This window comes from Paraburkholderia sp. RL17-381-BIF-C (genome assembly GCF_046026435.1).
GTDB lineage: Bacteria > Pseudomonadota > Gammaproteobacteria > Burkholderiales > Burkholderiaceae > Paraburkholderia.
Map to the genome: position 1 here is coordinate 71,295 of NZ_JARESX010000029.1, position 22,449 is coordinate 93,743.

Below are 22,449 nucleotides of genomic sequence, written 5' to 3' on the forward strand. Positions count from 1 at the left end.
GATGCTGGCTGGCCTTTCGTGATACAAAGCCGCTCCCCTTCTGTCCGCGCCAGCCGTGAGCGGCGATTCCTGCCATGAACTATTGCGCGATTGACTTCGGTACTTCCAACTCGGCCGTGGCCGTTCCTGACGGCGGCGCGCTCAGGCTCGCGCCGGTCGAGGGCGCCTACACGACGCTGCCCACCTCGGTCTTTTTCAATACCGACGAGAACACCCGCGAATTCGGGCGAGCGGCGCTCGCCGCATACATTGACGGCTTCGACGGCCGCCTGATGCGCTCGATGAAGAGCATTCTCGGCTCGCCGCTCGCTGAGAACTCCACCGATCTGGGCGACGGTTCCGCGATCAAGTACACCGACGTGATCGCGATTTTCGTCGATCACCTCAAGCGTTCGGCCGAAAAAAGCGCCGGCGGGCCGATTAGCCGCGCCGTGCTGGGCCGCCCGGTATTTTTCGTCGACGACGATCCGCGCGCCGATCAGATGGCGCAGCGGCAGCTCGAAGCCGCCGCACGCTCGGTTGGTTTGCAGGAGATTCACTTCCAGTATGAGCCGATCGCCGCGGCGTTCGACTACGAATCGCATCTGACGGAAGAAGGGCTCGTGCTGGTGGCCGACATCGGCGGCGGTACTTCGGACTTTTCGCTGGTGCGGGTCGGGCCGGAGCGCATGAAGCGCGTCGAGCGCAAGGACGACGTGCTGGCCCACCACGGCGTACACGTCGCGGGCACGGATTTCGACCGTCGCGTGGAACTGGCGACGATCCTGCGCGAACTGGGTTATCTGACGCTGGACCCGGAAGGCCGCGAGATCCCGAACCGAGTCTACTTCGACCTCGCGACCTGGCACCTGATCAACACTGTCTATGCGCCGAAGCGCGTCAGCGAACTCGCGCTGATGCGGCATCTGTTCACCGAGGTCAAGCATCACGACCGCCTGATGCGCGTCGTGGACCGCCGTTTGGGCCATGCGCTAGCGGCGCATGCCGAAGAGGCGAAGATCGGTGTGGCGGCGGGCGGGGAGACCGTGATCGATCTCGACGAAGTGGAAGACGACCTGCGACTCGCGTTCGATGAAACACAGCTCATCAAGGCCGGGCAGGAGGAAACGCGCCGCATCGTGCAAGCGGCGCGCGACACGGTGCAGGCAGCCGGCGTCACGACGCGCGAGCTCAGTGCGATTTATTTCACCGGCGGCTCGACCGGTTTGGGGTTTTTATCAGCTGCATTGGCGGCAGCGTTTCCCGATGCCAAAGCGGTATTCGGTGACCGTCTCGCAAGTGTCGCGACCGGACTCGGTATTCACGCACGGCGTCTGTTTGGATAACCAGAAATTATCAATCGCATTCAGCGAAGATAATCGCGGTTTGTAGTTGCAGCAGATATAAAAAAACCCCGCCGAGGCGGGGTTTTTTTGCGTCCAGAAGGAAGCGTGTTGCTTACACCGGCTTGATGTTAGCAGCTTGCTTGCCCTTCGGGCCCGTCTTCACTTCAAACGTAACCTTTTGGTTTTCTTGCAGCGTCTTGAAGCCTTCCGTGCGGATTTCCGAGAAATGCGCGAACAGATCTTCGCCACCGCCGTCCGGCGTGATGAAGCCAAAGCCCTTTGCGTCATTGAACCACTTGACGGTACCGGTTTCCATATTACTTGTTCCTAAAGATGGTAAATAAGGCCGAAGCCCAGAGGGTGCATGAAAATCAAGGAAGGGGGTAATGGGACCAACCGGAGTACCGTTGATGGGCGAACTACGAAAGACCAATTCACTCGCCGCTTGAAATCCTGCCCGAACGTTATACGGCGATTTTGAGAGAAGGTCAACAGTCTCCACATAACTTTACATACTTTCGCACAACGGGCGCAAAAGTTGCTTACAAAGCTTGCCATTCATCCGAATTTTTTGTTAGGGAGAACCCCTAATTTCGGTGCACACGTTGGGTGCAACCGTTAAACTACGCGCCGCGCGCCGGTTGCACCTGTTTGGAATGAACCGTCGCGCAGGCATGCGTGTCACCCGTCTCCAGCGCCATAAGCGATGTCAGCGGTGCGGGCATGGATCTGCTGCAAACTTGCATGGGGCCGGGGCAGGTGCGGAAGCGCCAGCGCCGGCCGTCACAGGAGAAGACGTGAAAAGTTCTATACAACGGAACATCGGGCCGTTCGCGCTGATGCTGACCGGCTTGGGTTCGATCATTGGATCGGGCTGGCTGTTCGGCGCGTGGAAGGCTGCAAAAATTGCCGGGCCCGCAGCCATTTGTGCATGGGTGATCGGCGCGGTCGTGATTCTCGCGATCGCATTGACCTACGCTGAACTCGGCGCGATGTTCCCTGAATCAGGCGGCATGGTGCGTTATGCGCGCTATTCGCATGGAGCACTGGTCGGTTTCATCAGCGCATGGGCCAACTGGATCGCTATTGTTTCGGTTATTCCCATCGAAGCTGAAGCATCCATTCAATATATGAGTACGTGGCCCTATCCATGGGCGCATGCGCTATTCGTGGATGGGTCATTAACCACCAACGGGTTATTGCTGTCCGCGGCGCTCGTGATCATTTACTTCCTGCTGAATTACTGGGGCGTCAAGCTGTTCGCGCGCGCCAATTCGGCCATCACGATCTTCAAGTTTCTGATTCCCGGCGCGACGATTCTCGGTCTGATGCTGACGGGCTTCCACAAGGAAAACTTCGGCGAAGTGAGCACCTTCGCGCCGTACGGCTGGTCGGCGGTGCTGACCGCCGTGGCGACGAGCGGCATCGTGTTCGCGTTCAACGGTTTCCAGAGCCCGATCAACCTTGCCGGTGAAGCGCGCAATCCGGCCAGGAGCGTGCCGTTCGCGGTGATCGGCTCGATCCTGCTCGCACTGGTGATCTATGTGCTGCTGCAGATCGCGTATATCGGCGCGGTGAACCCGAGCGACGTGGTGAAGGGCTGGAGTCACTTCAACTTCGCTTCGCCGTTCGCCGAGCTCGCAATCGCGCTGAATCTGAACTGGCTGGCAATCCTGCTGTACGTCGACGCATTCGTCAGCCCGAGCGGCACCGGCACGACCTACATGGCGACCACCAGCCGCATGATCTACGCCATGGAGCGCAACAACACGATGCCGAAGATGTTCGGCAACGTACACCCGTTCTACGGCGTGCCGCGTCAGGCAATGTGGTTCAACCTGCTGGTGTCGTTCATTTTCCTGTTCTTCTTCCGCGGTTGGAGTTCGCTGGCGGCGGTGATTTCGGTCGCCACGGTAATCTCGTACCTGACCGGCCCGATCAGCCTGATGTCCCTGCGCCGCGCGGCGACGGACCTCGAGCGTCCTCTGCATATTCCGGGCATGAAGATCATTGCGCCGTTCGCGTTCGTCTGCGCGTCGCTGATCCTGTACTGGGCGAAGTGGCCGCTGACCGGCGAGATCATTTTGCTGATGGTCGTCGCTCTGCCGGTGTACTTTTACTTTCAGGCGAAGTCGGGCTTTGCCGGCTGGGGGCGTGATCTGAAGGCGGCATGGTGGCTAGTCGCCTATCTGCCGGTGATGGCGATTCTGTCGCTGATCGGCAGCAAGCAGTTCGGCGGTCATGACCTGATCCCTTACGGCTGGGACATGCTCGTAGTCATCGCGTTTTCGCTGGTGTTTTACTACTGGGGCGTGAATAGCGGCTATCGCTCGGAATATCTGGACGAGCGCGAGGAGCACGACGAAGTGCTCGAAGGCATGGGTGCGCACTGAGGTGCCGCTCTGAGTCTGCTCGCTGGATCGAAGTCGGATCCGCTGTAAAAAACCCCCGCCTCGAGCAATTCAGGCGGGGGTTTTTGTTTGCGGCGTTCAGGTCGTGCTTAACGCAAGGCGGCCAATGGATCAGACGGTGCCGAACACGTAATTCGTCATGGCCAGCGAGCGCTGATACGTTCCGAGCGACTGGATCGCCAGCGAATAATCGTCGTCCGCTGCGCCCAATGCGGCGAAGACAGGCAGCAGATGTTCGTCGGTCGGGTGCATCAGCACCGCATGCGGCGCCTGGCGGCGGTAGTCGAGCAGCGCGTCGATATCGTGCGCGGCGAGCTTTTCCTCGAACCAGCCGGTGAATTCGGCGACGCGCGGATCGGCATCCTCGGGGCGCGCGGAGAAATCGGCGGCGCGCAGATTGTGCGTGATCTGGCCGGAGCCGATCACCATCACGCCGTCGTCTCTCAGCGAACGCAGCGCACGGCCGACGCGGAAGTGGTGCGCCGGGTCCATGTGCGGCTGGATCGACAATTGGGCGACGGGCACGTCGGCGTGCGGGAACATGAGCAGCATCGGCACCCATGCGCCGTGGTCGAGTCCGTGCGGCTGGGCGTCCGCGAGGATGCCGTTGTCGTTGAGCAGCACCGCGGCACGGCGCGCGACATCGGGCGCGCCCGGCGCCGGATACTGGATCTCGTACAACTGACGCGGAAAGCCATAGAAATCGTGAATGGTTTCCGGCGCCGTCGACGTGCTCACCACTGGCTGCGCCGTGCCCCAATGGGCCGACAGCATCAGCACCGATTCCGGACGCGGCAGTTGTGCGCCGAGTACGCCGAATTCGGCGGACGGCAACGACGGGTCGATCGGCAGCGTGGGCGCGCCGTGCGACAGGAAAAGCGAAGGCAAGCGGTTCATGGCAGCAGCGCCGCCGCTAATGTGCGGCGCAGAGATTGGGTTGCTACCAATATAGGGGTGAACCGTCGTTTGATAAACGGGTAAAAACGGAATTGATTGTGTCGCGAATGTTGTTAATCAGCGCGTGTGCGCGGACTTATTTCGCTGGCGCGTTATTCCTGAGCGCCGCGCAGCCCAGCCCACGCGGGCGACAAGGCCGGCCCGAGCGCGAACAGATCCAGCACGCGCGCCACGGTGTGATCGACCATTTCGTCGATGGAAGCGGGTTGGTTGTAAAAGGCAGGCAAGGGCGGGAAAATTACGCCGCCCATTTCAGTGACGGCCGTCATATTGCGCAGGTGCGCCAGATTGAACGGCGTCTCGCGCACGAGCAGCACGAGGCGGCGGCGCTCTTTGAGCGTGACATCGGCGGCGCGCGTGATCAGGTTGTCCGAGAAACCGTGGGCAACGCTGGCGAGCGTCTTCATCGAGCAAGGGGCGACGACCATGCCGTCGGTGGCAAAGGAACCCGACGCGATGCTCGCGCCGACGTCGCGCACCGAATGGACGATATCCGCGAGCGGATGCACCTCTTCTTTGCTCAACTGGAGTTCGTGCTGGATGTTAAGCCAGCCCGCGCTCGAAATCAGCAGGTGGCTTTCGACGCCGCCCAGCCGGCGCAGCGTCTCGAGCAGACGGATGCCGTAGATGGCACCGGTCGCGCCAGTGATCGCGACGATCAGCCGGCGTGGCGCCGCAGCGCGTGTTTCCATGGCTCGCGGCGCCTTAGGGATAAAAGCGGGTTGACCGGGACCGCTCAGGCCGCGGCGAACAGTTGTTGCAGTTCGCCCGATTCGTACATTTCCATCATGATGTCCGAACCGCCGATGAATTCGCCCTTCACATAGAGCTGCGGAATGGTCGGCCAGTTCGAGAACTGCTTGATGCCCTGGCGGACTTCGTCGTCCTCCAGGACGTTGACGGTCTTGATTTCACCGACGCCGCACGCCTTCAGGATCTGGATGGCGCGGCCCGAAAAGCCGCACATCGGGAACTGAGCGGTGCCCTTCATGAAGAGAACGACAGCGTTGTCGTCGACGATTTGCTTGATGCGTTGTTGCGTATCCATGACTGACCTTGCGGTTCCGGTATGTGTAGGGAATAGGCTGAAATGATAGCGGATTTCGATACAGCCGGCCGAGCGCCGCGATGCCCGTTCCGCGCTTGTGGATATTAGGCGATGCGGGTCAACCGGCCAAACGCCCGCCGCTGATCCGCTCGATGCCGGCAAGATCGCGTTCCGAGCGGACTTGCGCAAAGCCCTGCGCCGTTAGCAACGCGCGAACGGCTTCGGCCTGATCGTAGCCGTGCTCCATCCACAATACGCCGTTGGCCGCGAGCCGTGCGGGCGCGCCGGCGACGATCGCGCGGATTGCGCTGAGCCCGTCGGCTTCGTCGGTGAGCGCGCCGCGCGGTTCGAAGCGCAGATCGCCTTCATCCAGATGCGGATCGCCGCTTGCGATATACGGCGGATTGCTGACGATCACGTCAAAGCGCAAGGTGGCGTCGAGCGAGTCGTACCAGTCGCTTTGCGTCAACACGACAGCGCCGCCGGGACGCTTCGCGTCGAGTAGGCGCGCGGCGTTGCGCGTGGCCACCGCGAGCGCCTCGGCGGAACGGTCGAGCGCCCAAACCTGCGCGTCCGGCCGCATCGAGGCGATCGCGACGGCAATCGCGCCGGTGCCGGTGCCAAGATCGAGCACGCGAGGCCGCGGGCTGTTTTCGAGCGACGCCAGCGCGGCCTCGACCAGCAATTCGGTTTCGGGGCGCGGAATCAGCACGTGCGGCGTCACTTCGAAATCCAGCCCGAAAAATTCCCGTGCGCCGACGAGTTGCGCCACCGGCTCGCCGGCTGCGCGCCGCGCCTGCAGCGCCAGATAACGTTCGACAAGTTCGGCGCCCAGCACTTCGTCGCTGCGCGTAATCAGCTGTGTGGGCCGCCAGCCGAGCACGTGCGTGAGCAGAATCCGCGCTTCGAGCGACGGCAGCGGCGAGGCGCGCAACAGCGCGGCGGGCGTGGCCGGTGCGGCGGGCGTAGCAGGCGTGGCCGAAGTCATGCGCGCGTCAGTCCGCGTCGCCCAGCGAGGCCAGCAATTCGGCCTGATGCTCGCTGACGAGCGCCGCGATCAGCTCGTCGAGATCGCCGTCCATGATCGCGTCGAGGCGGTAGAGCGTCAGATTGATGCGGTGATCCGTCAGACGTCCTTGCGGGAAGTTGTACGTGCGGATCCGCTCCGAGCGGTCGCCCGAGCCGATCAGGCTCTTGCGCGTGGCGGCTTCCTTCGCCTGCTGTTCGTGCGACTGCTTGTCCTTGATACGCGCGGCCAGCACCTTCAGCGCGCGGTCCTTGTTCTTGTGCTGCGAACGATCGTCCTGACACTCCACGACGATGCCGGTCGGCAAGTGCGTGACGCGCACCGCGGAATCGGTCTTGTTGATGTGCTGCCCGCCCGCGCCGGACGCGCGAAACGTGTCGATGCGCAGGTCGGCCGGATTGATCTCGACCTCGCCGATTTCGTCCGCTTCCGGCATCACCGCGACCGTGCATGCGGAGGTGTGAATGCGGCCCTGGGTTTCGGTCGCCGGCACGCGTTGCACGCGATGGCCGCCGGACTCGAACTTCAGCTTCGAATAGGCGGCCTCGCCGGCGATCCGCACGATCACTTCCTTGTAGCCGCCCAGATCGGATTCGCTCGCCGACATCATCTCCACTTGCCAGCGGTTGCGCTCGGCAAAGCGCAGGTACATGCGCAGCAGGTCGCCCGCGAACAGCGCGGATTCATCGCCGCCCGTGCCGGCGCGGATTTCGAGAAAGATGTTGCGATCGTCGTTCGGGTCTTTCGGCAGCAGCATTTTCTGCAACTCGGCGCCGAGCTTGTCCATGCGCTCGCGGGCCGCGCGAATTTCTTCTTCCGCGAAGTCGCGCATGGACGCATCCGCCAGCAATTCCTGCGCGGTGGCCGCGTCGTTCATGGCCTGGCGCCACAGCGCGTAGTGCTCGACCACCGGCCCAAGCTCGGCGTGTTCCCGCGTGAGCTTGCGGTATTGGTCGAGATTCGAGGTGATGTCCTCTCGGCTCAACAGATCGTTCAGTTCGGCCAGCCGGGTAGTGAGCTGGTCGAGCTTGCGTTGCATGCTCGTTTTCATCGGACGGGTATCGGAGCGGGCTCCGGTAAGGACGACGACTAGGGGAATGGGCGGATGCCCTTGGGTCGGAAGCACGTCGCGGGCCACTGCGGATGGCCCGGACAGCGCGGTGCTGGCTGCGCCGCTAACGCTCCGTGGAACCGGAGTGTTTGTAGAAACCGCTCATGAGTTCGATGAGCGTGTCACGGTTTTCGCTGCTCGCGCGATTGAGCGCGTGCGTGGGCCCGTGGATCAATTTATTGGTGAGCGCTTGCGACAGCGCTTCGAGTACGGCAGCCGGATCGTCGCCGCGAGCGAGCATTTTCTGCGCGCGTTCCACTTCAGCGCGACGCAGCACGTCGGCCTGCGTGTGCATATGACGGATCACCGGCACGATGCTGCGTGCGTCCAGCCATTGCATGAAATTCTGCACGCGCGTTTCGATGATCGCTTCGGCCTGTGCGACCGCGGCTTGCCGTGATGCATTGCCTTCGCGCACGATCGCGCCGAGGTCGTCGACGGTGTACAGAAATACGTCTTCCAGCTGGCCGACTTCGGGTTCGATATCGCGCGGAACGGCCAGATCGACCATAAAAATTGGCCGATGGCGGCGCGCTTTCACCGCCCGCTCGACCGCCCCCAAACCGATGATCGGCAAGGTGGACGCGGTGCACGACACGATGATGTCGAACTCATGCATGCGCGAGGGCAGTTCCGCTAGCGGAATGGCGCGGCCGTTGAAGCGCTCGGCGAGACGCGTGCCGCGCTCGGCCGTGCGATTCGCGACCACGAGTTCGCGCGGCTGCTGCGCGGCGAAGTGCGTGGCGCACAGCTCGATCATTTCGCCCGCGCCGATGAACAGCACGCGCTGGTTCGAGACCTTGTCGAAAATTCGCTGGGCGAGGCGCACGGCGGCGGCGGCCATGGAAACCGACTGCGCGCCGATTTCGGTGGTGCTGCGCACTTCCTTGGCCACGGCGAAGGTGCGCTGAAACAACTGGTTCAGATAGGTGCCGAGCGCGCCGGCTTCGGACGCGGTGCGCACCGCATCCTTCATTTGTCCGACGATTTGCGTTTCACCCAACACCATTGAATCCAGCCCGGACGCGACGCGGAACGCGTGGCGCACGGCTTCCGACTGCGGCAGCGCGTAGACGTGCGGCGCGAGTTGGTCGATGGGCAGGTTGTGGTATTTGGACAGCCACTGGATCGCGGCTTCGCGCGCGGCCTGGTCGTTGGTCGCGCAGTAGAGCTCGGTGCGATTGCAGGTGGACAGAATTGCCGCTTCCGGCGCGGTACTGGCCGACGGGCCGAGCCAGATGCTCTTGAAGGTGTCCAACGCAGGTTTGATCTGTTCGAGCGGAAACGCCACGCGTTCGCGCAAGGCGACAGGCGCAGTGTGGTGATTGATTCCGATCGTTAGAAGCTGCATTTGGGGGAGCTATGGTTTAGCTGAATATTATAGCGTTTCCACGATTCTTACATTGTGAGGGTGTCATTCGGCCTCGATGACGGCTTCCGGCGGGATCGCGTCGAGTTGGTAGCCGAAGCCGTACAGCGGCGTCAGGCAATAACCGTGTTCGGGGTGAAGTTGCAGTTTGCTGCGCACCCGCGACGCGTGGGTGTCGACGGTGCGCGACCTTACGTCGCGGCGGCGTGCCCAGACGTTTTCAAGAATATGCGCGCGCGACACCGGCCGGGACAGATTGCTGAAGAGCAGCAGCGCAAGGCGGAATTCCTTTGGCGTGAGCGTGACCGTCTGGTTACGGAATGTGACGGCGAACTGCGCCGCGTCGAACGCATATTCGCCGATGATGTCGCGCCGCCGGTTGGGCGGCCGCCGCAAGCCCGCGCGCCGCAGGAGTGCGTCCACTCGCGCCAGCATCTCCGGGCCGCGGACCGGTTTGGACAGGCAGTCGTCGGCGCCCGCGTGCAGCGCGGCAACAATCTGGCTTTCGCGCGGGGCCGACATCAGCACGATCACCGGCAAGCCCGGCAGGATGACGCGGGCGCGCGGGATGACGTCTTCGGCGGAATGGTCGCCGGCCCAGCTTTCGGTGATGAGAAGGTCGAAGAATTCTTCGTTGGCGCGAGTCAGAAACGGGACGCTCGCGGTGAAGTGCTGACACAGATGGCCGCCGGCGAAAACCAGCCGGCCAACCAGTTCAGCGTGCCGCGGGTCCGGCTCGATAAGGGCGATTCGCATGACGCGCTTTCAGCGTGGCAATGACCGGGGACCAGGCTTTTCCGTAAGGCTTACAGCTTGCCTAACATCACCCCGACCCCTAAACTCAACCGCTATGCGGAAAGCGCCGTGCTGAACTTCTATAGTTAATGAGACAAAAATGCTAGCTGTATTGGCCCCTTGCGCCCATGAGACGAATCCGAAACTGCGCGAGGCCTGCTGCTAATGGGGTGGCCTGGGCTCGTGGTATTGGGGGCGGTGATTGGCCTCGCGGGCTGGTGGTTGCATCCGCTGCGGCGCGCGAGCCGAGCCCGGTGGTGGCTGGCGGTGCTGGCGGGCGTGCTGGGTGCGGCTGTCGCGCACATGGCCGGCAATGTGATTGGTCTCTTTCATGACGGTGATACGCTCGAATGGCCGGTATGCACCGCCATTGCGTTGGTCGCCGTTGCCGTGACGGTCGGCTTGCTTTCCCGTCGATGAATATTTGCAGGTGACTCCGATGAATGCCCGACTTCCCGAAACTTCCTCCATTCCCGAACGGCTCGCGACTTTGCGCAACGCAATGGCGCGCGAAGGCGTCGCTGCCTACCTGGTGCCGTCCGCCGATCCGCATTTATCCGAATATCTGCCCGGGCGCTGGCAAGGCCGGCAGTGGCTGTCCGGCTTCACCGGTTCGGCCGGCACGCTGATCGTCACCGCCGACTTCGCCGGCGTCTGGACGGACAGCCGCTATTGGGAGCAGGCCAATACCCAACTGGCCGGTACCGGCGTTCAGTTGATGAAGATGACCGGCGGCCAGCAGACCGCGCCGCATTTCGAATGGCTCGCGCAGAACGTGCCGGCAGGCGGCACCGTGGGCGTGGACGGCGCCGTGCTCGGCGTGGCGGCGGCGCGTGCCTTGAACCAGGCGCTGAGCGCGCGCGGTGTGAAACTGCGCACAGACGTCGATCTGTTCGACGCGATCTGGCCGCAGCGTCCGTCGCTCCCGGCCGCCGCCGTGTTCGAGCATGCCGCGCCGCACGCGAGCGTCGCCCGTTCGGAAAAACTCGCGCAGATTCGCCGCGCAATGGCGGACAAAGGCGCGCAATGGCATTTCATCTCCACGCTCGACGACCTCGCGTGGCTGCTGAATCTGCGTGGCGCCGACGTCAGCTACAACCCGGTGTTCGTGGCGCACGCGCTGATCGGCGCGGACCACGCATCGCTCTTCGTCGCGGACGGCAAGGTGCCGCAGGCGCTGGCCGATGCGCTGGCGAAAGACAACATCAGCGTCGAGCCCTATGCCAAGGCTGCGGACGCGCTGGCCGCGCTGCCCGCCGGCAGCACGCTGCTGATCGACCCGCGCCGCATCACGTTCGGCTCGCTGCAATCGGTGCCGTCCACGGTCACGGTGGTGGAGGCCGTCAATCCGTCAACCTTCTTCAAGTCGCGCAAGACCGAGGCGGAAGCCGAGCATGTGCGCGAGACGATGGAACAGGACGGCGCGGCGCTGGCGGAATTTTTCGCCTGGTTCGAAGGCGCGCTGGGCCGCGAAACGATCACCGAGCTCACCATCGACGAACAGTTGACGGCGGCCCGGGCGCGCCGTCCGGGCTTCGTGTCGCTGAGCTTCGCGACGATCGCCGGCTTCAACGCGAACGGCGCGATGCCGCACTACCGCGCCACCGAGGAATCGCATTCGGTGATCGAGGGCAACGGCCTGCTGCTGATCGATTCCGGCGCGCAGTATCTGAGCGGCACGACCGACATCACGCGCGTGGTGCCGATCGGCACCATCAGCGAAGCGCAGCGGCGCGATTTCACGATCGTGCTCAAGGGCACCATGGCGCTTTCGCGCGCGCAGTTCCCGCGCGGCATCCGTTCGCCGATGCTCGATGCGATCGCCCGCGCGCCGATCTGGGAAGCGGGCGCCGATTACGGCCACGGCACCGGTCACGGCGTGGGCTACTTCCTGAACGTGCACGAAGGCCCGCAGGTCATTTCGCACTATGCGCCGGCCGAACCGTGGACCGCGATGGAAGAAGGCATGATCACCTCGGTCGAGCCCGGCATCTATCGTCCGGGCAAGTGGGGCGTGCGGATCGAGAACCTCGTGCTGAACGTGCCTGCCGGCCAGACCGAGTTCGGTGACTTCCTCAAGTTCGAGACCTTGACGCTGTGCCCGATCGACACACGTTGTCTCGACCTGTCGCTGCTGCGCGAGGACGAACGCGCGTGGCTGAACGCGTATCACGAGACGGTCCGCACGCGCCTGTCGCCGCATGTGTCGGGCGAGGCCAAAGCGTGGCTGGAGTTGCGCACGCAACCCATCTGATCGCCCAGGAAACCTGCTCACGGAGCGTGCATGGCCATCAAGGCAGTGGTGTTCGATTTCGGCGGCGTGCTGATCGACTGGAGCCCCGAGTACCTGTATCGGGAACTGATCCCTGACGAAACCGAACGCCGCTGGTTTCTGACGCACGTCTGTTCGATGGACTGGGTAATCCGTCAGGACGGCGGCCAGCCGACCGTCGAGGCCACCGAGGAACTCGTCGCGAAATTTCCCGATCACGAGACGCTGATTCGCGCGTTCTACGAACGCTGGCACGAAATGGTGGCCGGCGTGCTGGACGAGGGCGTGGCGATCATGGAGAAGCTCGAAGCGGCCGGAGTTCCGCTCTTCGGGCTGACCAACTGGTCGGCGGAGACCTTTCCGTATGCGTGGGAGCATTACCCGGTGTTGCGGCGGTTTCGCGACATCGTCGTGTCGGGGCGGGTGCAGTTGGTGAAGCCCGATCCGGCCATCTTCGCGGCCATGCGTGAGCGGATCGAGGCGCAATTGCCGGGCATCGAACCGGCCGAACTCGTATTTATCGACGACAATCAGAAGAACGCCGAAGCCGCGACGGCGCTCGGTTGGCACGGCGTGCATCACACCAGCGCCGGGCAAACCGAAGCGAAACTACGCGAGCTGGGGCTGCCGGTTTGAGGCGGGCGCTGTTCTAGTGGCAAGGCGGCGCGTCAGTTTTCCAGAAGCGCCGCTTCACCCCTGCCTGTGTCCGCGCGTTGCGCCCCGGCTGACTGACTTACTGGCCAAGTAGACTCTTCAACGCGTTACCCAGACCTTTCACGGTTTGTCCCGCGCCTTTCGCCACATCCTCGACGCTCACGCCTAGCGCCTTCGCAAAGCCGGTGGCGATGCGCTGCATCAGGCCTTCCTGCACCGAGAATCTCGGGTCGCGCAAATTCCCATCCAGAACGAAATGTAGCGTGATGTCGCCGTTGTGCGTCTTGAGCGCGGCAACGGCGGCTTTGGTCGGAATCGACATGAAGGTGTCGAGCGGATTGCCGCTGTCGGCGAGTTGCAGATTGTGGACCGTCAACGTTCCGGGTGCGTGCAACTGATAGTTGCGCACCGTCGATTCGACGGTCAGGTCGACCGTGCCGCTAGCCACTTGCGCCTTGGCGCCGGCCTTCTTGATCAGGTACGGATCGAGCATCACGACGTCGACGCCTCGCAGTTTGCTGGTGGTCTGCGAATCCTTGCTGGCGATCTTGATCCAGCCGCCGAACGACACGCTGCCCGTGTGTGTGGGACCTTTAATCGAACCCGTGACATTGACGCTGGTCGGCTCGGTGAGGGCGGGCAGGCGCAGATTGTCGACGGTTGCGTTGGCATTGCTGACCGTCACCTTAAACGCCGGTGGACCGACCGTCATGTCGTAGAAGTGGAAGTTGCCCTGTTCGAAACGAATGTGATCGACCTGCTTTTCGCGAGGAATGGACACCGTCGCGTCGCTGGCGTCGGTTTCGGCCTGGTTCACCGTTTGCCGCAGATTTGGCATCAGGCGAATCGCGCCGTCCTTGGTACGCAACACGGCGATATCGAAGCCGCGCACCACCACGCTGCGGACATGCATGCGCCGCGCGATCAGATCGCGAACGTCGGGCGTGAGGGTGATTTCGTCCGCTCTGAGCGGATCGCCGGCCGGCCAGCCGGGAGGCGCTTTGAGAAGAACGTTGGTGAGACGGACGGACGTCAGGCCGACGTCGATGGTTTCGGCGCTGCCCAGTGGCCCGAGCGCCGCGATCACGCGCTCCTTGACCTCGCGTTGCGCGAACTGCAAGGCGCCGACCACGACGACGATTAGCACCAGCAGCACGCCGCCTACGGCGACGACCCAGCGCTTGCCCTTCGACATCGTCATGCTTGCCTCCTCGTCACCGCGTTCCGGGCGGTGTGGCAGTGATCGGCCGTTGCGCTCGTCGGGCGGGCGCGCGTCTGAATTGGACCATCGCGGCGGACCACACGCACTCTGCCGCGATGACACGTATCACGCCACGGTACGCAAGCTGTGTGCCCTGCTGCTCATCTCGGCGACGCCAGGTGTTCGCGGAACCTGCTACGCGGCGCCACAAAATTCGCCCGCGCGAGCACACGTGGGCAGGCGCGCACGCAAGAGCGCGGCCGTCGAGGCGGCCTGCGCGTCAGCCCAGCCGACGAACAGGCGGCCCGGTTCGAGCTTATCGCGCGATCGGCTTGTAACGCAGACGCTTCGGACGCGCACCTTCTTCACCCAGACGCGCGCGCTTGTCGGCTTCGTATTCCTGGTAATTGCCGTCGAAGAACGTGACTTGCGAATCGCCTTCGAACGCGAGAATGTGCGTGGCGATCCGGTCGAGGAACCAGCGATCGTGCGAGATCACCAGCACGGAGCCTGCGAACTCGAGCAACGCGTCTTCCAGCGCGCGCAGCGTTTCGACGTCGAGATCGTTCGACGGTTCGTCCAGCAGCAGCACGTTGCCGCCCGCGATCAGCGTCTTGGCCAGGTGCAGCCGGCCGCGCTCGCCACCCGACAGATTGCCGACGATCTTCTGCTGATCGCCGCCCTTGAAGTTGAAGCGCCCGATATACGCACGCGACGGCGTTTCATACTTGCCGACCGTCAGCACGTCCGCACCGCCGGAGATTTCCTCAAACACGGTTTTCGAGCCGTCCAGCGCGTCGCGGCTTTGATCCACGTATGCGAGCTTGACGGTCGGGCCTTGCACGATCTCGCCCGAATCCGGCTGTTCGCGGCCGGTCAGCATGCGGAACAGCGTGGACTTACCCGCGCCGTTCGGTCCGATGATGCCGACGATCGCGCCAGCGGGAATCTTGAAGCTGACGTTGTCGAGCAGCAGGCGGTCGCCATACGACTTGCTGACGTTCTTGAACTCGATCACTTCATTGCCGAGACGGTCGCCGACCGGAATGAAGATTTCCTGCGTTTCGTTGCGCTTCTGATAGTCCTGGCTGTTCAGTTCCTCGAAGCGGGCAATACGCGCCTTCGACTTCGCCTGACGGCCCTTCGGATTCTGGCGCACCCACTCCAGTTCCTTCTTGATGGCCTTCTGACGCGCCGATTCCGACGATTCTTCTTGCTTCAGCCGCTCTTCTTTCTGATCGAGCCAGCTGCTGTAGTTGCCCTTCCACGGAATGCCGTGGCCGCGGTCGAGTTCGAGAATCCACTCGGCGGCGTTATCGAGGAAGTAGCGATCGTGAGTCACGGCGACCACGGTGCCCGGGAAGCGCGTGAGGAACTGTTCCAGCCAGTCGACCGATTCCGCGTCCAGGTGGTTGGTCGGCTCATCCAGCAACAGCATGTCCGGCTTTTCGAGCAGGAGCTTGCACAGCGCGACGCGGCGCTTTTCGCCACCCGAAAGATGCTCGATCTTTGCGTCCCAGGCCGGCAGGCGCAGCGCGTCGGCAGCGATTTCGATTTGCTGCTCAGCGCTGCCGTCGGTGGTGGCGAGGATCGCTTCGTACTTCGCCTGTTCGGCGGCGAGCGCGTCGAAGTCGGCGTCAGGTTCGGCGTAGGCCGCGTAGATTTCGTCCAGTTTCTTTTGCGCGCCGAAGACATCGCCGAGACCTTCCTCGACGGCTTCACGCACCGTCTTGTTCGGATCGAGTTGCGGTTCCTGCGGCAGATAGCCGATGTTCAGGTTCGGCATCGGCGTGGCTTCGCCTTCGATGTCCTTGTCCACACCAGCCATGATGCGGATCAGCGTCGACTTGCCCGAGCCGTTCAGGCCAAGCAGGCCGATCTTCGCGCCGGGAAAGAACGACAGCGAGATGTCCTTGAGGATTTGACGCTTGGGCGGCACGATCTTGCCGACCCGGTTCATGGTGAAAACGTATTGGGCCATTTGCTTGCAATAGACGTTGACGACGCCGGCCGCGAGGGGGCGGGCAGTCGTGGGTGGATGGGTAATCGGTGTTATGGCCGGGCAGAGCGCCCGGCGCCGGCCGGCGCGGCTTGGAGCGTGGCGTCGAACTTCGCGACACCCCGCGCGCGGGCGGGTTCTTCAAATGGCATTGTACTTCGGCAGGGGCACGGCACGGCAGTGGGTGTCCGTTCGGCCAGGTCCCGCCCGGATGCTCAGAGCCAATCCGCCACGCCGCCGTGGCGCGAACACGTGCCGCTGCGGTGGCGGCTAAAGCTGTAGGTGCCGTCGCGGCAACGTGCCGTGGCGCCTTCCGGCGCCTTGCCGGATAACGAGCGGGCCGGCGCGTGCACGGTGTTGCCGTCGCGATTGGTGTAGGTGTTGTGATTGCTGAGGTTCGCTTCGTCCGGCGTCGTGCCCGGCGCAACATACGCGAACGCCGACGAGACGCTAAACAGCAGCGCTGCGACTACCGCGCAGGATCGCAAGGTCTTACGGGTCATGCCCATCATGGTCTTTCGAGTGCTTGTTATTCTGACTGCTCGGGCGATTTATCAGGCCTCAGTTCGCGCGCTTGCCGCTGGCCGGGTCGAAGAAATGCAGATGTTGCGCGGGCAGCGCCACGTGCAGCGCTTCGCCCGCCGCGGGCCGATGCGCATGCGGCAAGCGCACCGTCACGTCATGCTTGCCCCAGCGACCGTGCGCGAGATTGTCCGCGCCGAGCAGTTCGCAGGAATCGACGGTGAGCGTCGCGTGAGGCGCGTCCGCCTGACCCGGGCTCATGTGTTCCGGACGAATGCCGAGTGTCCACTCGCGCCCTTTGGCGACTTCGCGGCCGATCGACGCCACGCCCGTCAAAGGCAGCTTTGGACCGTTGTCCGCCACTTCGAAAACGGAGCCGTCGTCCGACACGCGGCCTTCCAGCAGATTCATCCCGGGCGAGCCGATAAAGCTCGCGACGAACACCGTGGCGGGCCGCTCATAGACTTCGGTCGGCGCGCCGATCTGCTCGGCGTGGCCTTTGTTCATCACGATCACGCGCTGGGCGAGCGTCATCGCTTCGATCTGATCGTGCGTCACATACAGGCTCGTGGTGGCGAGCCGCGCATGCAGACGCTGGATTTCGAGCCGCATCTGCACGCGCAGGCGCGCGTCGAGATTCGACAGCGGTTCGTCGAACAGAAACACCGCCGGCTCGCGCACGATAGCGCGGCCCATCGCGACACGTTGCCGTTGTCCGCCGGACAATTCGCGGGGCTTGCGTTGCAGTAGCGCTTCGAGTTCGAGAATCTGCGCGGCGGCGTCCACGCGCTGCCTGATCTGCGCCCGGTCCACGCCCGCGATCTTCAGCGCGTAACCCATGTTCTCGGCCACGCTCATATGCGGATAGAGCGCGTAGTTCTGGAACACCATCGCGATGTTGCGATCTTTCGGTTCGAGCTGGTTGACCACTTTGCCGGCGATCGAAATACTGCCTTCGGAGATGCGCTCCAGTCCCGCCACCATCCGCAGCAAGGTCGATTTGCCGCAGCCGGACGGGCCGACCATCACGACGAACTCGCCGTCGGCGACGTCCACGTCGATGCCGTGCAACACGAACTGTTTGCCGTCGTAGGTTTTTTTCACGCCTTGCAGAGTCAGTGCAGCCATGCCGTTTTAGCCTTTCGTTGCTTGCCGCGCGTCGTGCGGTGTTGTTATTTCAATGCCGGAATAAGCTCGCTCAAACGGGCGCCGCTTACTTCTCCGCGTCCACGAGTCCGCGCACGAACCAGCGCTGCATCGTCAGCACGACGGCGAGCGGTGGCAGCATCGCGAGCAGCGTCGCGGTCATCACGAGATGCCATTCGGTCGCGGTGTCGCCGGAGGCGATCATGCTTTTTATGCCGATCACGGCCGTGGTCAGCGATTGCTGGCTCGTGATCAGAATCGGCCACAGGTACTGATTCCAGCCGTAAATGAAGGTGATAACGAAGAGGGCCGCCATGTTCGTTTTCGACAGCGGCAGGACCACGTCCCAGAAAAACCGCATGGCGCCCGCGCCGTCGATGCGCGCCGCTTCCATCAATTCGTCCGGCAGCGTCATGAAGAACTGGCGGAACAGGAATGTCGCGGTGGCCGAGGCGATCAGCGGCAATGTCAAACCGCTGTACGTATTGCTCAGATGCATCGACGACACGACCTGCACGGTCGGAAAGATCCGCACTTCGACCGGCAGCATCAGCGTGATGAAGATCAGCCAGAACGCGAGATTGCGAAACGGGAAACGGAAGAACACGATCGCGTAAGCGGAGATCATGGAGACCGCGATCTTGCCGATCGAAATCACCAGCGCCATCACGAGGCTGTTGAACAGCATACGGCCGAACGGCGCCGCCGCATTGCCGCTGCCTTGCGACCAGACCGTCGCGATGTTCTCGAACAGATGCGTGCCCGGCACCAGCGAAAGCGGCACGCTGAACACCTGTTGCTCGCTCATGGTCGCCGCGCAAAACGCGACGTAGACCGGAAACACCACCAGCACGACGCCGAGAATCAGCACCGCGTGGCAGAAGAGGTCGAAACCGCGGCGGTTCTCGATCATGAGTATTGAACCCTGCGTTCGATAAAGCGGAATTGCACGACCGTCAACGCGACGACGATCCCCATCAGGATCACCGACTGCGCGCCGGAACTGCCAATGTCGAGCCCCTGAAAACCTTCGGCGAAGATCTTGTAGATCAGCGTGCGAGTGGATTGCGCGGGGCCGCCGCCGGTTGCTGCGTCGATCACCGGGAAGGTGTCGAAGAACGCGTAGGTGATGTTGATCACCAGCAGGAAGAAGCTGGTCGGCGACAGCAGGGGCAGTGCGATGCCGAAAAAGCGCCGTACCGGGCCGGCGCCGTCGATCGCCGCCGCTTCGATGAGCGAGCGCGGGATCGCCTGCAAGCCGGCGTAGAAGAACAGAAAGTTATAGCTGACCTGTTTCCAGACGGACGCGAGCACCACGAGGAACATCGCCTGACCTGCGTTCAGCGCGTGATTCCAAACAATGCCGTACTTGGCCAGCGCGTAGGTGACGAGGCCGATGCTCGGGTTGAACAGAAACGACCACAACACGGCGGCAATCGCGGGCGCGACGGCATACGGCCAGATCAGGAGCGTTTGATAGGTCTTGGCGCCGCGGGTCACGCGATCGGCGCAGACTGCGAGCAACAGCGAGATCACGAGGCCGGACACCGTGACGAGCGCGCAGAAGATCAGCGTCGTGTAGAACGACGACAGGTAGAGCGGATCGGCAAAGAGCTGCTTGAAGTTGGCGAGCCCGACGAACTCGCTCGACGTGCCGAACGCGTCCTGACTTTGCGTGGATTGCCACAGCGCCTCACCGGCCGGCCACAGGAAAAACAGCAGCGTGATCGCGAGTTGCGGCGCGACGAGCAGGTAGGGCAGCAGGCTGGTGCCGAAGCTGGAGCGCTTTTCCATCGATGATATCCAAGGTTCTGCGGCAACCACGGGTTCCGGCGCGGGCGCGCCGGAACCTCGTTCGCTCAGTTTTCCGCTCAGTTTTCGGCTTAGTTGCCGGCTTTCTCGAAGCGGCGCAGCAGTTCATCGCCACGCGACACGGACGCGTCGAGCGCCTGTTGCGGCGTCTTCTTCTGAGCCCAAACCTGTTCGAGTTCTTCGTCGATGATCGTGCGGATCTGCGGCATGTTGCCCAGACGCAATCCCTTCGTGTACGGCAGCGGCGGCTTGTTGAGCATCTGCTTGATGGCGGTGTCGCTGCCCGGATTTTTCTCGTAAAAGCCTTGTTGCTGCGTCAGTTGATAAGCGGCGGTGGTGACCGGTAGATAGCCGGTGTCCTGATGCCACTTGGCCGCAACCGGCGCCGACGACAGATACGAGAGGAATTTCGCCACGCCCTTGTAGACGGCCGGATCCTTGCCCGACAGCACCCACAGACTCGCCCCACCGATGATCGCGTTCTGCGGCGCGGCCTTCACGCTGGCGTCGTAGGGCATCATGCCGGTGCCGAAGCTGAACTTCGCGTACTTCTTGATCGTGGCGAGCGACCCCGACGAGTTGGTGATGATCCCGCAGTCGCCGCTATAGAACTTCGACACCGGTTCGTCCTTGCGGCCGACGTAGGTGAAAGTGCCGTCCTTCTGCATGTTCTGCAGGAACTGGATATGCGCGACCTGCAGCGGCTTGTTGAATTCCAGTTGCGCGTCCGGGCCGTCGAAGCCATTGTTCTTCGTCGCGAACGGCGCGCCATGCCAGGCGCTGTAGTTTTCGAGTTGAATCCAGCTCTGCCAGCCCGACGAATAACCGCACGCCATACCCGACGCCTTCAGCTTCTGCGCGTCGGCCTGCAGTTCCGCCCAGGTTTTCGGCGGCTGGTTCGGATCGAGGCCGGCTTTCTTGAAGGCGTCCTTGTTGTAGTACAGCACCGGCGTCGAACTGTTGAACGGCATCGAGATCAGCTCGCCCGTTTTCGCGTCGCTGTAATAGCTGGCGATGGTCGGCACGAAGGCCTTTTCATCCAGCGGCACGCCGGCCTGCTTGAACACTTCGGAGACGGGGATCACGGCCTTCTTCGCCTGCATCATCGTGGCGGTGCCGACTTCGTAGACTTGGAGGATGGCCGGCGCATTGCCGCTGCGATAGGCGGCGATGCCGGCGGCGAGGGTCTGGTCGTAAGTGCCTTTGAACACCGGCACGATCTTGTAGTCGCTTTGCGACGCGTTGAACGCGTTGGCAATGTCGTTCAGCCGTTCGCCCAGCGCGGCTTCCATGCCGTGCCAGAACTGGATTTCAGTTGCGGCGTAGGCCGCCTGAGTGAGGCCGGCGCTCAATACGGCGGCAACGGAAAGAGAACGGATTAGCGGCTTCAAACTCATCGATTTGTCTCCAGTGTCGGAACGGGCGCGGATGCGAATCGCGCGATTCTAGTTGTGTTCGATGACAGTCCGGCGTCGGCGGCCGGACGGCGCGCACCATTTTCGGTGGTCGCCGAATGCCGCAATTTAACATCGGTGTCACAAAACGGAAACAGCGGGTGTTGATATGCCCATTGAGTGGGCGATGAATGCGCGAGTTTGCGTGGGAGCGGGGACTGAGCTCGTTCGGTGGACGCGGCCGTTCCCGTGCGGGCATGATAGACGTCCGTTGCGCGTGTGCCCGCTTTGTGTACGTTACGCCACGGTGGGTATTAATCAGGATTCCAGATGCTGAGTTCAGTACGATTGACGGGAGGCAGCTTTATTGCAGGCCTTTTACTGGCGGGTTGTTCGCTCACGCCTCCCGTGACGCCGAACAATGCCGTCACGCAGGTGAGCGCGTTGCCGGCGATCATCGCGCATCGCGGTGGCACGGGCGATGCGCCGGAGAACACGCTCGAAGCGATTCGCCTGTCCATCACGAATCACGCCGACGCGATGTGGCTCACCGTGCAGTTGAGCAAGGATGGCGTGCCGGTTCTTTATCGGCCGGGCGATCTGTCGGCGTTGACCGACGCGAAAGGGCCAGTGTCCGCGTATACGGCGGCTCAACTCACGCGCGTGAATGCGGGGTGGACGTTCCGCCGCGCGGATGGCTATCCGTATCGCGATCACCCTTTGGGCATTCCGACGCTGCGCGAAGCACTGCGCATCATGCCGGCTGGCATGCCGGTGATCCTCGATATGAAGGCGCTGCCCGCCGAACCGCAGACGCTGGCCGTCGCGCGCGTACTCGATGAAGAAAACGCATGGCGGCGCGTGTCGATCTATTCGACTGAAGCGGACTATCAACGGAGCTTTGCCGCGTATCCGCAAGCGCGGCTATTCGAATCGCGCGATGCCACGCGTGGGCGGCTCGTGCGAGTCCTGCTGAATCAGGGTTGTGTGGACGCGCCGACCGAACACGCGATGAGCGCGTTCGAGTTGCGTCGCGCATTGACGGTGGTCGAGAAGTTCACGCTGGGCGAAGGGCGCTCGGACGTGCAGGCTACGTTATGGACGCCTGCCACGGTCGCGTGCTTCAGGCAGAAGCCGGACGTGCGAATCGTTGCGATTGCCGTGAACGACGCGGATGATTACCGCACGGCTGCGTGCCTCGGCATCGACGCGGTGCTCGCGGATTCGCCGTCGAAGATGACGGCCGTCAGGAACGGTATCGCGTTGCCGCTGCAGTGTGGGCGCGCCGGCACAAGTGGCGGGCAGTAAAGCAAAGAGCCCGCTCGAAGCGGGCTCTTTCAATGTCACCGGCTGCGCGGATGGCGGCGTTCAGGTTTCCACCCGTGGCCGCCTCGCGCCGAAGCCGA

Annotated in this window: 21 protein-coding genes; 6 read left to right on the top strand and 15 right to left on the bottom strand. The window is 63.0% G+C overall.

Features of this window, described 5'->3' with window-relative positions:
* Positions 1 to 74 precede the first annotated feature (74 nt).
* On the top strand, positions 75 to 1,325 hold the full coding sequence (locus P0D70_RS19265; protein ID WP_408185668.1) for an Hsp70 family protein: 1,251 nt from the start codon (positions 75 to 77) through the stop codon (positions 1,323 to 1,325).
* Between the two features lie 112 nt (positions 1,326 to 1,437).
* On the opposite strand, the gene P0D70_RS19270 is transcribed toward P0D70_RS19265, so the two are convergent.
* Positions 1,438 to 1,641, bottom strand: coding sequence for a cold-shock protein (locus P0D70_RS19270; RefSeq protein WP_007180251.1), 204 nt, complete (start codon positions 1,639 to 1,641; stop codon positions 1,438 to 1,440).
* A gap of 481 nt (positions 1,642 to 2,122) precedes the next feature.
* On the opposite strand from P0D70_RS19270, the gene P0D70_RS19275 reads away from it, so the two are divergent.
* Positions 2,123 to 3,718, top strand: coding sequence for an APC family permease (locus P0D70_RS19275; protein ID WP_091798648.1), 1,596 nt, complete (start codon positions 2,123 to 2,125; stop codon positions 3,716 to 3,718).
* A gap of 129 nt (positions 3,719 to 3,847) precedes the next feature.
* Here the strand turns inward: P0D70_RS19275 and P0D70_RS19280 are convergent, their stop codons facing one another.
* The 7 genes from P0D70_RS19280 to P0D70_RS19310 form a co-directional block, all read right to left on the bottom strand.
* Positions 3,848 to 4,633, bottom strand: a complete 786-nt coding sequence (locus tag P0D70_RS19280) for a DODA-type extradiol aromatic ring-opening family dioxygenase (RefSeq protein ID WP_408185669.1) — start codon at positions 4,631 to 4,633, stop codon at positions 3,848 to 3,850.
* 152 nt (positions 4,634 to 4,785) lie between these two features.
* The gene (locus P0D70_RS19285; RefSeq protein WP_408185670.1) at positions 4,786 to 5,385 is read right to left on the bottom strand and encodes a UbiX family flavin prenyltransferase; all 600 of its coding nucleotides are present in this window, start codon (positions 5,383 to 5,385) and stop codon (positions 4,786 to 4,788) included.
* Positions 5,386 to 5,429: 44 nt separating this feature from the next.
* Positions 5,430 to 5,741, bottom strand: coding sequence for a Grx4 family monothiol glutaredoxin (grxD, locus tag P0D70_RS19290; protein ID WP_007180255.1), 312 nt, complete (start codon positions 5,739 to 5,741; stop codon positions 5,430 to 5,432).
* Between the two features lie 118 nt (positions 5,742 to 5,859).
* Positions 5,860 to 6,729 (bottom strand): peptide chain release factor N(5)-glutamine methyltransferase, encoded by an 870-nt coding sequence (gene prmC / locus P0D70_RS19295; protein ID WP_408185671.1) that lies wholly within the window; start codon positions 6,727 to 6,729, stop codon positions 5,860 to 5,862.
* A 7-nt stretch (positions 6,730 to 6,736) separates the two neighbouring features.
* Positions 6,737 to 7,819 carry a peptide chain release factor 1 gene (prfA, locus tag P0D70_RS19300; RefSeq protein ID WP_091798661.1) on the bottom strand — a complete coding sequence of 361 codons (1,083 nt, stop codon included), beginning with the start codon at positions 7,817 to 7,819 and terminating at the stop codon, positions 6,737 to 6,739.
* A 124-nt stretch (positions 7,820 to 7,943) separates the two neighbouring features.
* Complete coding sequence (hemA, locus tag P0D70_RS19305) at positions 7,944 to 9,230, bottom strand: glutamyl-tRNA reductase (RefSeq protein WP_091798664.1); 1,287 nt, start codon at positions 9,228 to 9,230, stop codon at positions 7,944 to 7,946.
* A 63-nt stretch (positions 9,231 to 9,293) separates the two neighbouring features.
* Positions 9,294 to 10,004, bottom strand: a complete 711-nt coding sequence (locus P0D70_RS19310; RefSeq protein WP_408185672.1) for a response regulator transcription factor — start codon at positions 10,002 to 10,004, stop codon at positions 9,294 to 9,296.
* A 204-nt stretch (positions 10,005 to 10,208) separates the two neighbouring features.
* On the opposite strand from P0D70_RS19310, the gene P0D70_RS19315 reads away from it, so the two are divergent.
* Genes P0D70_RS19315 through P0D70_RS19325 form a run of 3 tightly spaced genes read left to right on the top strand, consistent with a single transcriptional unit; the run spans position 10,209 to position 12,951 of the window.
* The gene (locus P0D70_RS19315; protein ID WP_408185673.1) at positions 10,209 to 10,463 is read left to right on the top strand and encodes a hypothetical protein; all 255 of its coding nucleotides are present in this window, start codon (positions 10,209 to 10,211) and stop codon (positions 10,461 to 10,463) included.
* Between the two features lie 19 nt (positions 10,464 to 10,482).
* Positions 10,483 to 12,297 (top strand): aminopeptidase P family protein, encoded by a 1,815-nt coding sequence (locus P0D70_RS19320; protein ID WP_091798674.1) that lies wholly within the window; start codon positions 10,483 to 10,485, stop codon positions 12,295 to 12,297.
* 30 nt (positions 12,298 to 12,327) lie between these two features.
* Positions 12,328 to 12,951 carry an HAD family hydrolase gene (locus P0D70_RS19325; protein ID WP_408185674.1) on the top strand — a complete coding sequence of 208 codons (624 nt, stop codon included), beginning with the start codon at positions 12,328 to 12,330 and terminating at the stop codon, positions 12,949 to 12,951.
* A gap of 97 nt (positions 12,952 to 13,048) precedes the next feature.
* Here P0D70_RS19325 and P0D70_RS19330 read toward each other — a convergent pair whose 3' ends face one another.
* The 7 genes from P0D70_RS19330 to ugpB form a co-directional block, all read right to left on the bottom strand.
* Positions 13,049 to 14,170 carry a DUF748 domain-containing protein gene (locus P0D70_RS19330; RefSeq protein ID WP_408185675.1) on the bottom strand — a complete coding sequence of 374 codons (1,122 nt, stop codon included), beginning with the start codon at positions 14,168 to 14,170 and terminating at the stop codon, positions 13,049 to 13,051.
* A 316-nt stretch (positions 14,171 to 14,486) separates the two neighbouring features.
* Entirely contained in the window at positions 14,487 to 16,151 is a 1,665-nt protein-coding gene (gene ettA / locus P0D70_RS19335; protein ID WP_091798685.1) for an energy-dependent translational throttle protein EttA, read from the bottom strand.
* A 233-nt stretch (positions 16,152 to 16,384) separates the two neighbouring features.
* A complete protein-coding gene (locus P0D70_RS19340) occupies positions 16,385 to 16,681 on the bottom strand; it encodes a DUF3761 domain-containing protein (protein ID WP_408185676.1) in 297 nt (98 codons plus the stop codon).
* 49 nt (positions 16,682 to 16,730) lie between these two features.
* Positions 16,731 to 17,819, bottom strand: coding sequence for a sn-glycerol-3-phosphate import ATP-binding protein UgpC (locus tag P0D70_RS19345; RefSeq protein WP_408185677.1), 1,089 nt, complete (start codon positions 17,817 to 17,819; stop codon positions 16,731 to 16,733).
* Positions 17,820 to 17,904: 85 nt separating this feature from the next.
* A complete protein-coding gene (ugpE, locus tag P0D70_RS19350; RefSeq protein ID WP_408185678.1) occupies positions 17,905 to 18,750 on the bottom strand; it encodes a sn-glycerol-3-phosphate ABC transporter permease UgpE in 846 nt (281 codons plus the stop codon).
* Positions 18,747 to 19,631, bottom strand: a complete 885-nt coding sequence (gene ugpA / locus P0D70_RS19355) for a sn-glycerol-3-phosphate ABC transporter permease UgpA (protein WP_091798697.1) — start codon at positions 19,629 to 19,631, stop codon at positions 18,747 to 18,749. Before ugpA ends, ugpE begins: the two co-directional genes overlap by 4 nt.
* Positions 19,632 to 19,720: 89 nt before the next feature.
* Complete coding sequence (gene ugpB / locus P0D70_RS19360) at positions 19,721 to 21,046, bottom strand: sn-glycerol-3-phosphate ABC transporter substrate-binding protein UgpB (protein ID WP_408185679.1); 1,326 nt, start codon at positions 21,044 to 21,046, stop codon at positions 19,721 to 19,723.
* Between the two features lie 327 nt (positions 21,047 to 21,373).
* Here ugpB and P0D70_RS19365 point away from each other — a divergent pair, with 327 nt between their 5' ends.
* Positions 21,374 to 22,351, top strand: a complete 978-nt coding sequence (locus tag P0D70_RS19365) for a glycerophosphodiester phosphodiesterase family protein (protein WP_408185680.1) — start codon at positions 21,374 to 21,376, stop codon at positions 22,349 to 22,351.
* The last annotated feature ends 98 nt before the right edge of the window (positions 22,352 to 22,449 follow it).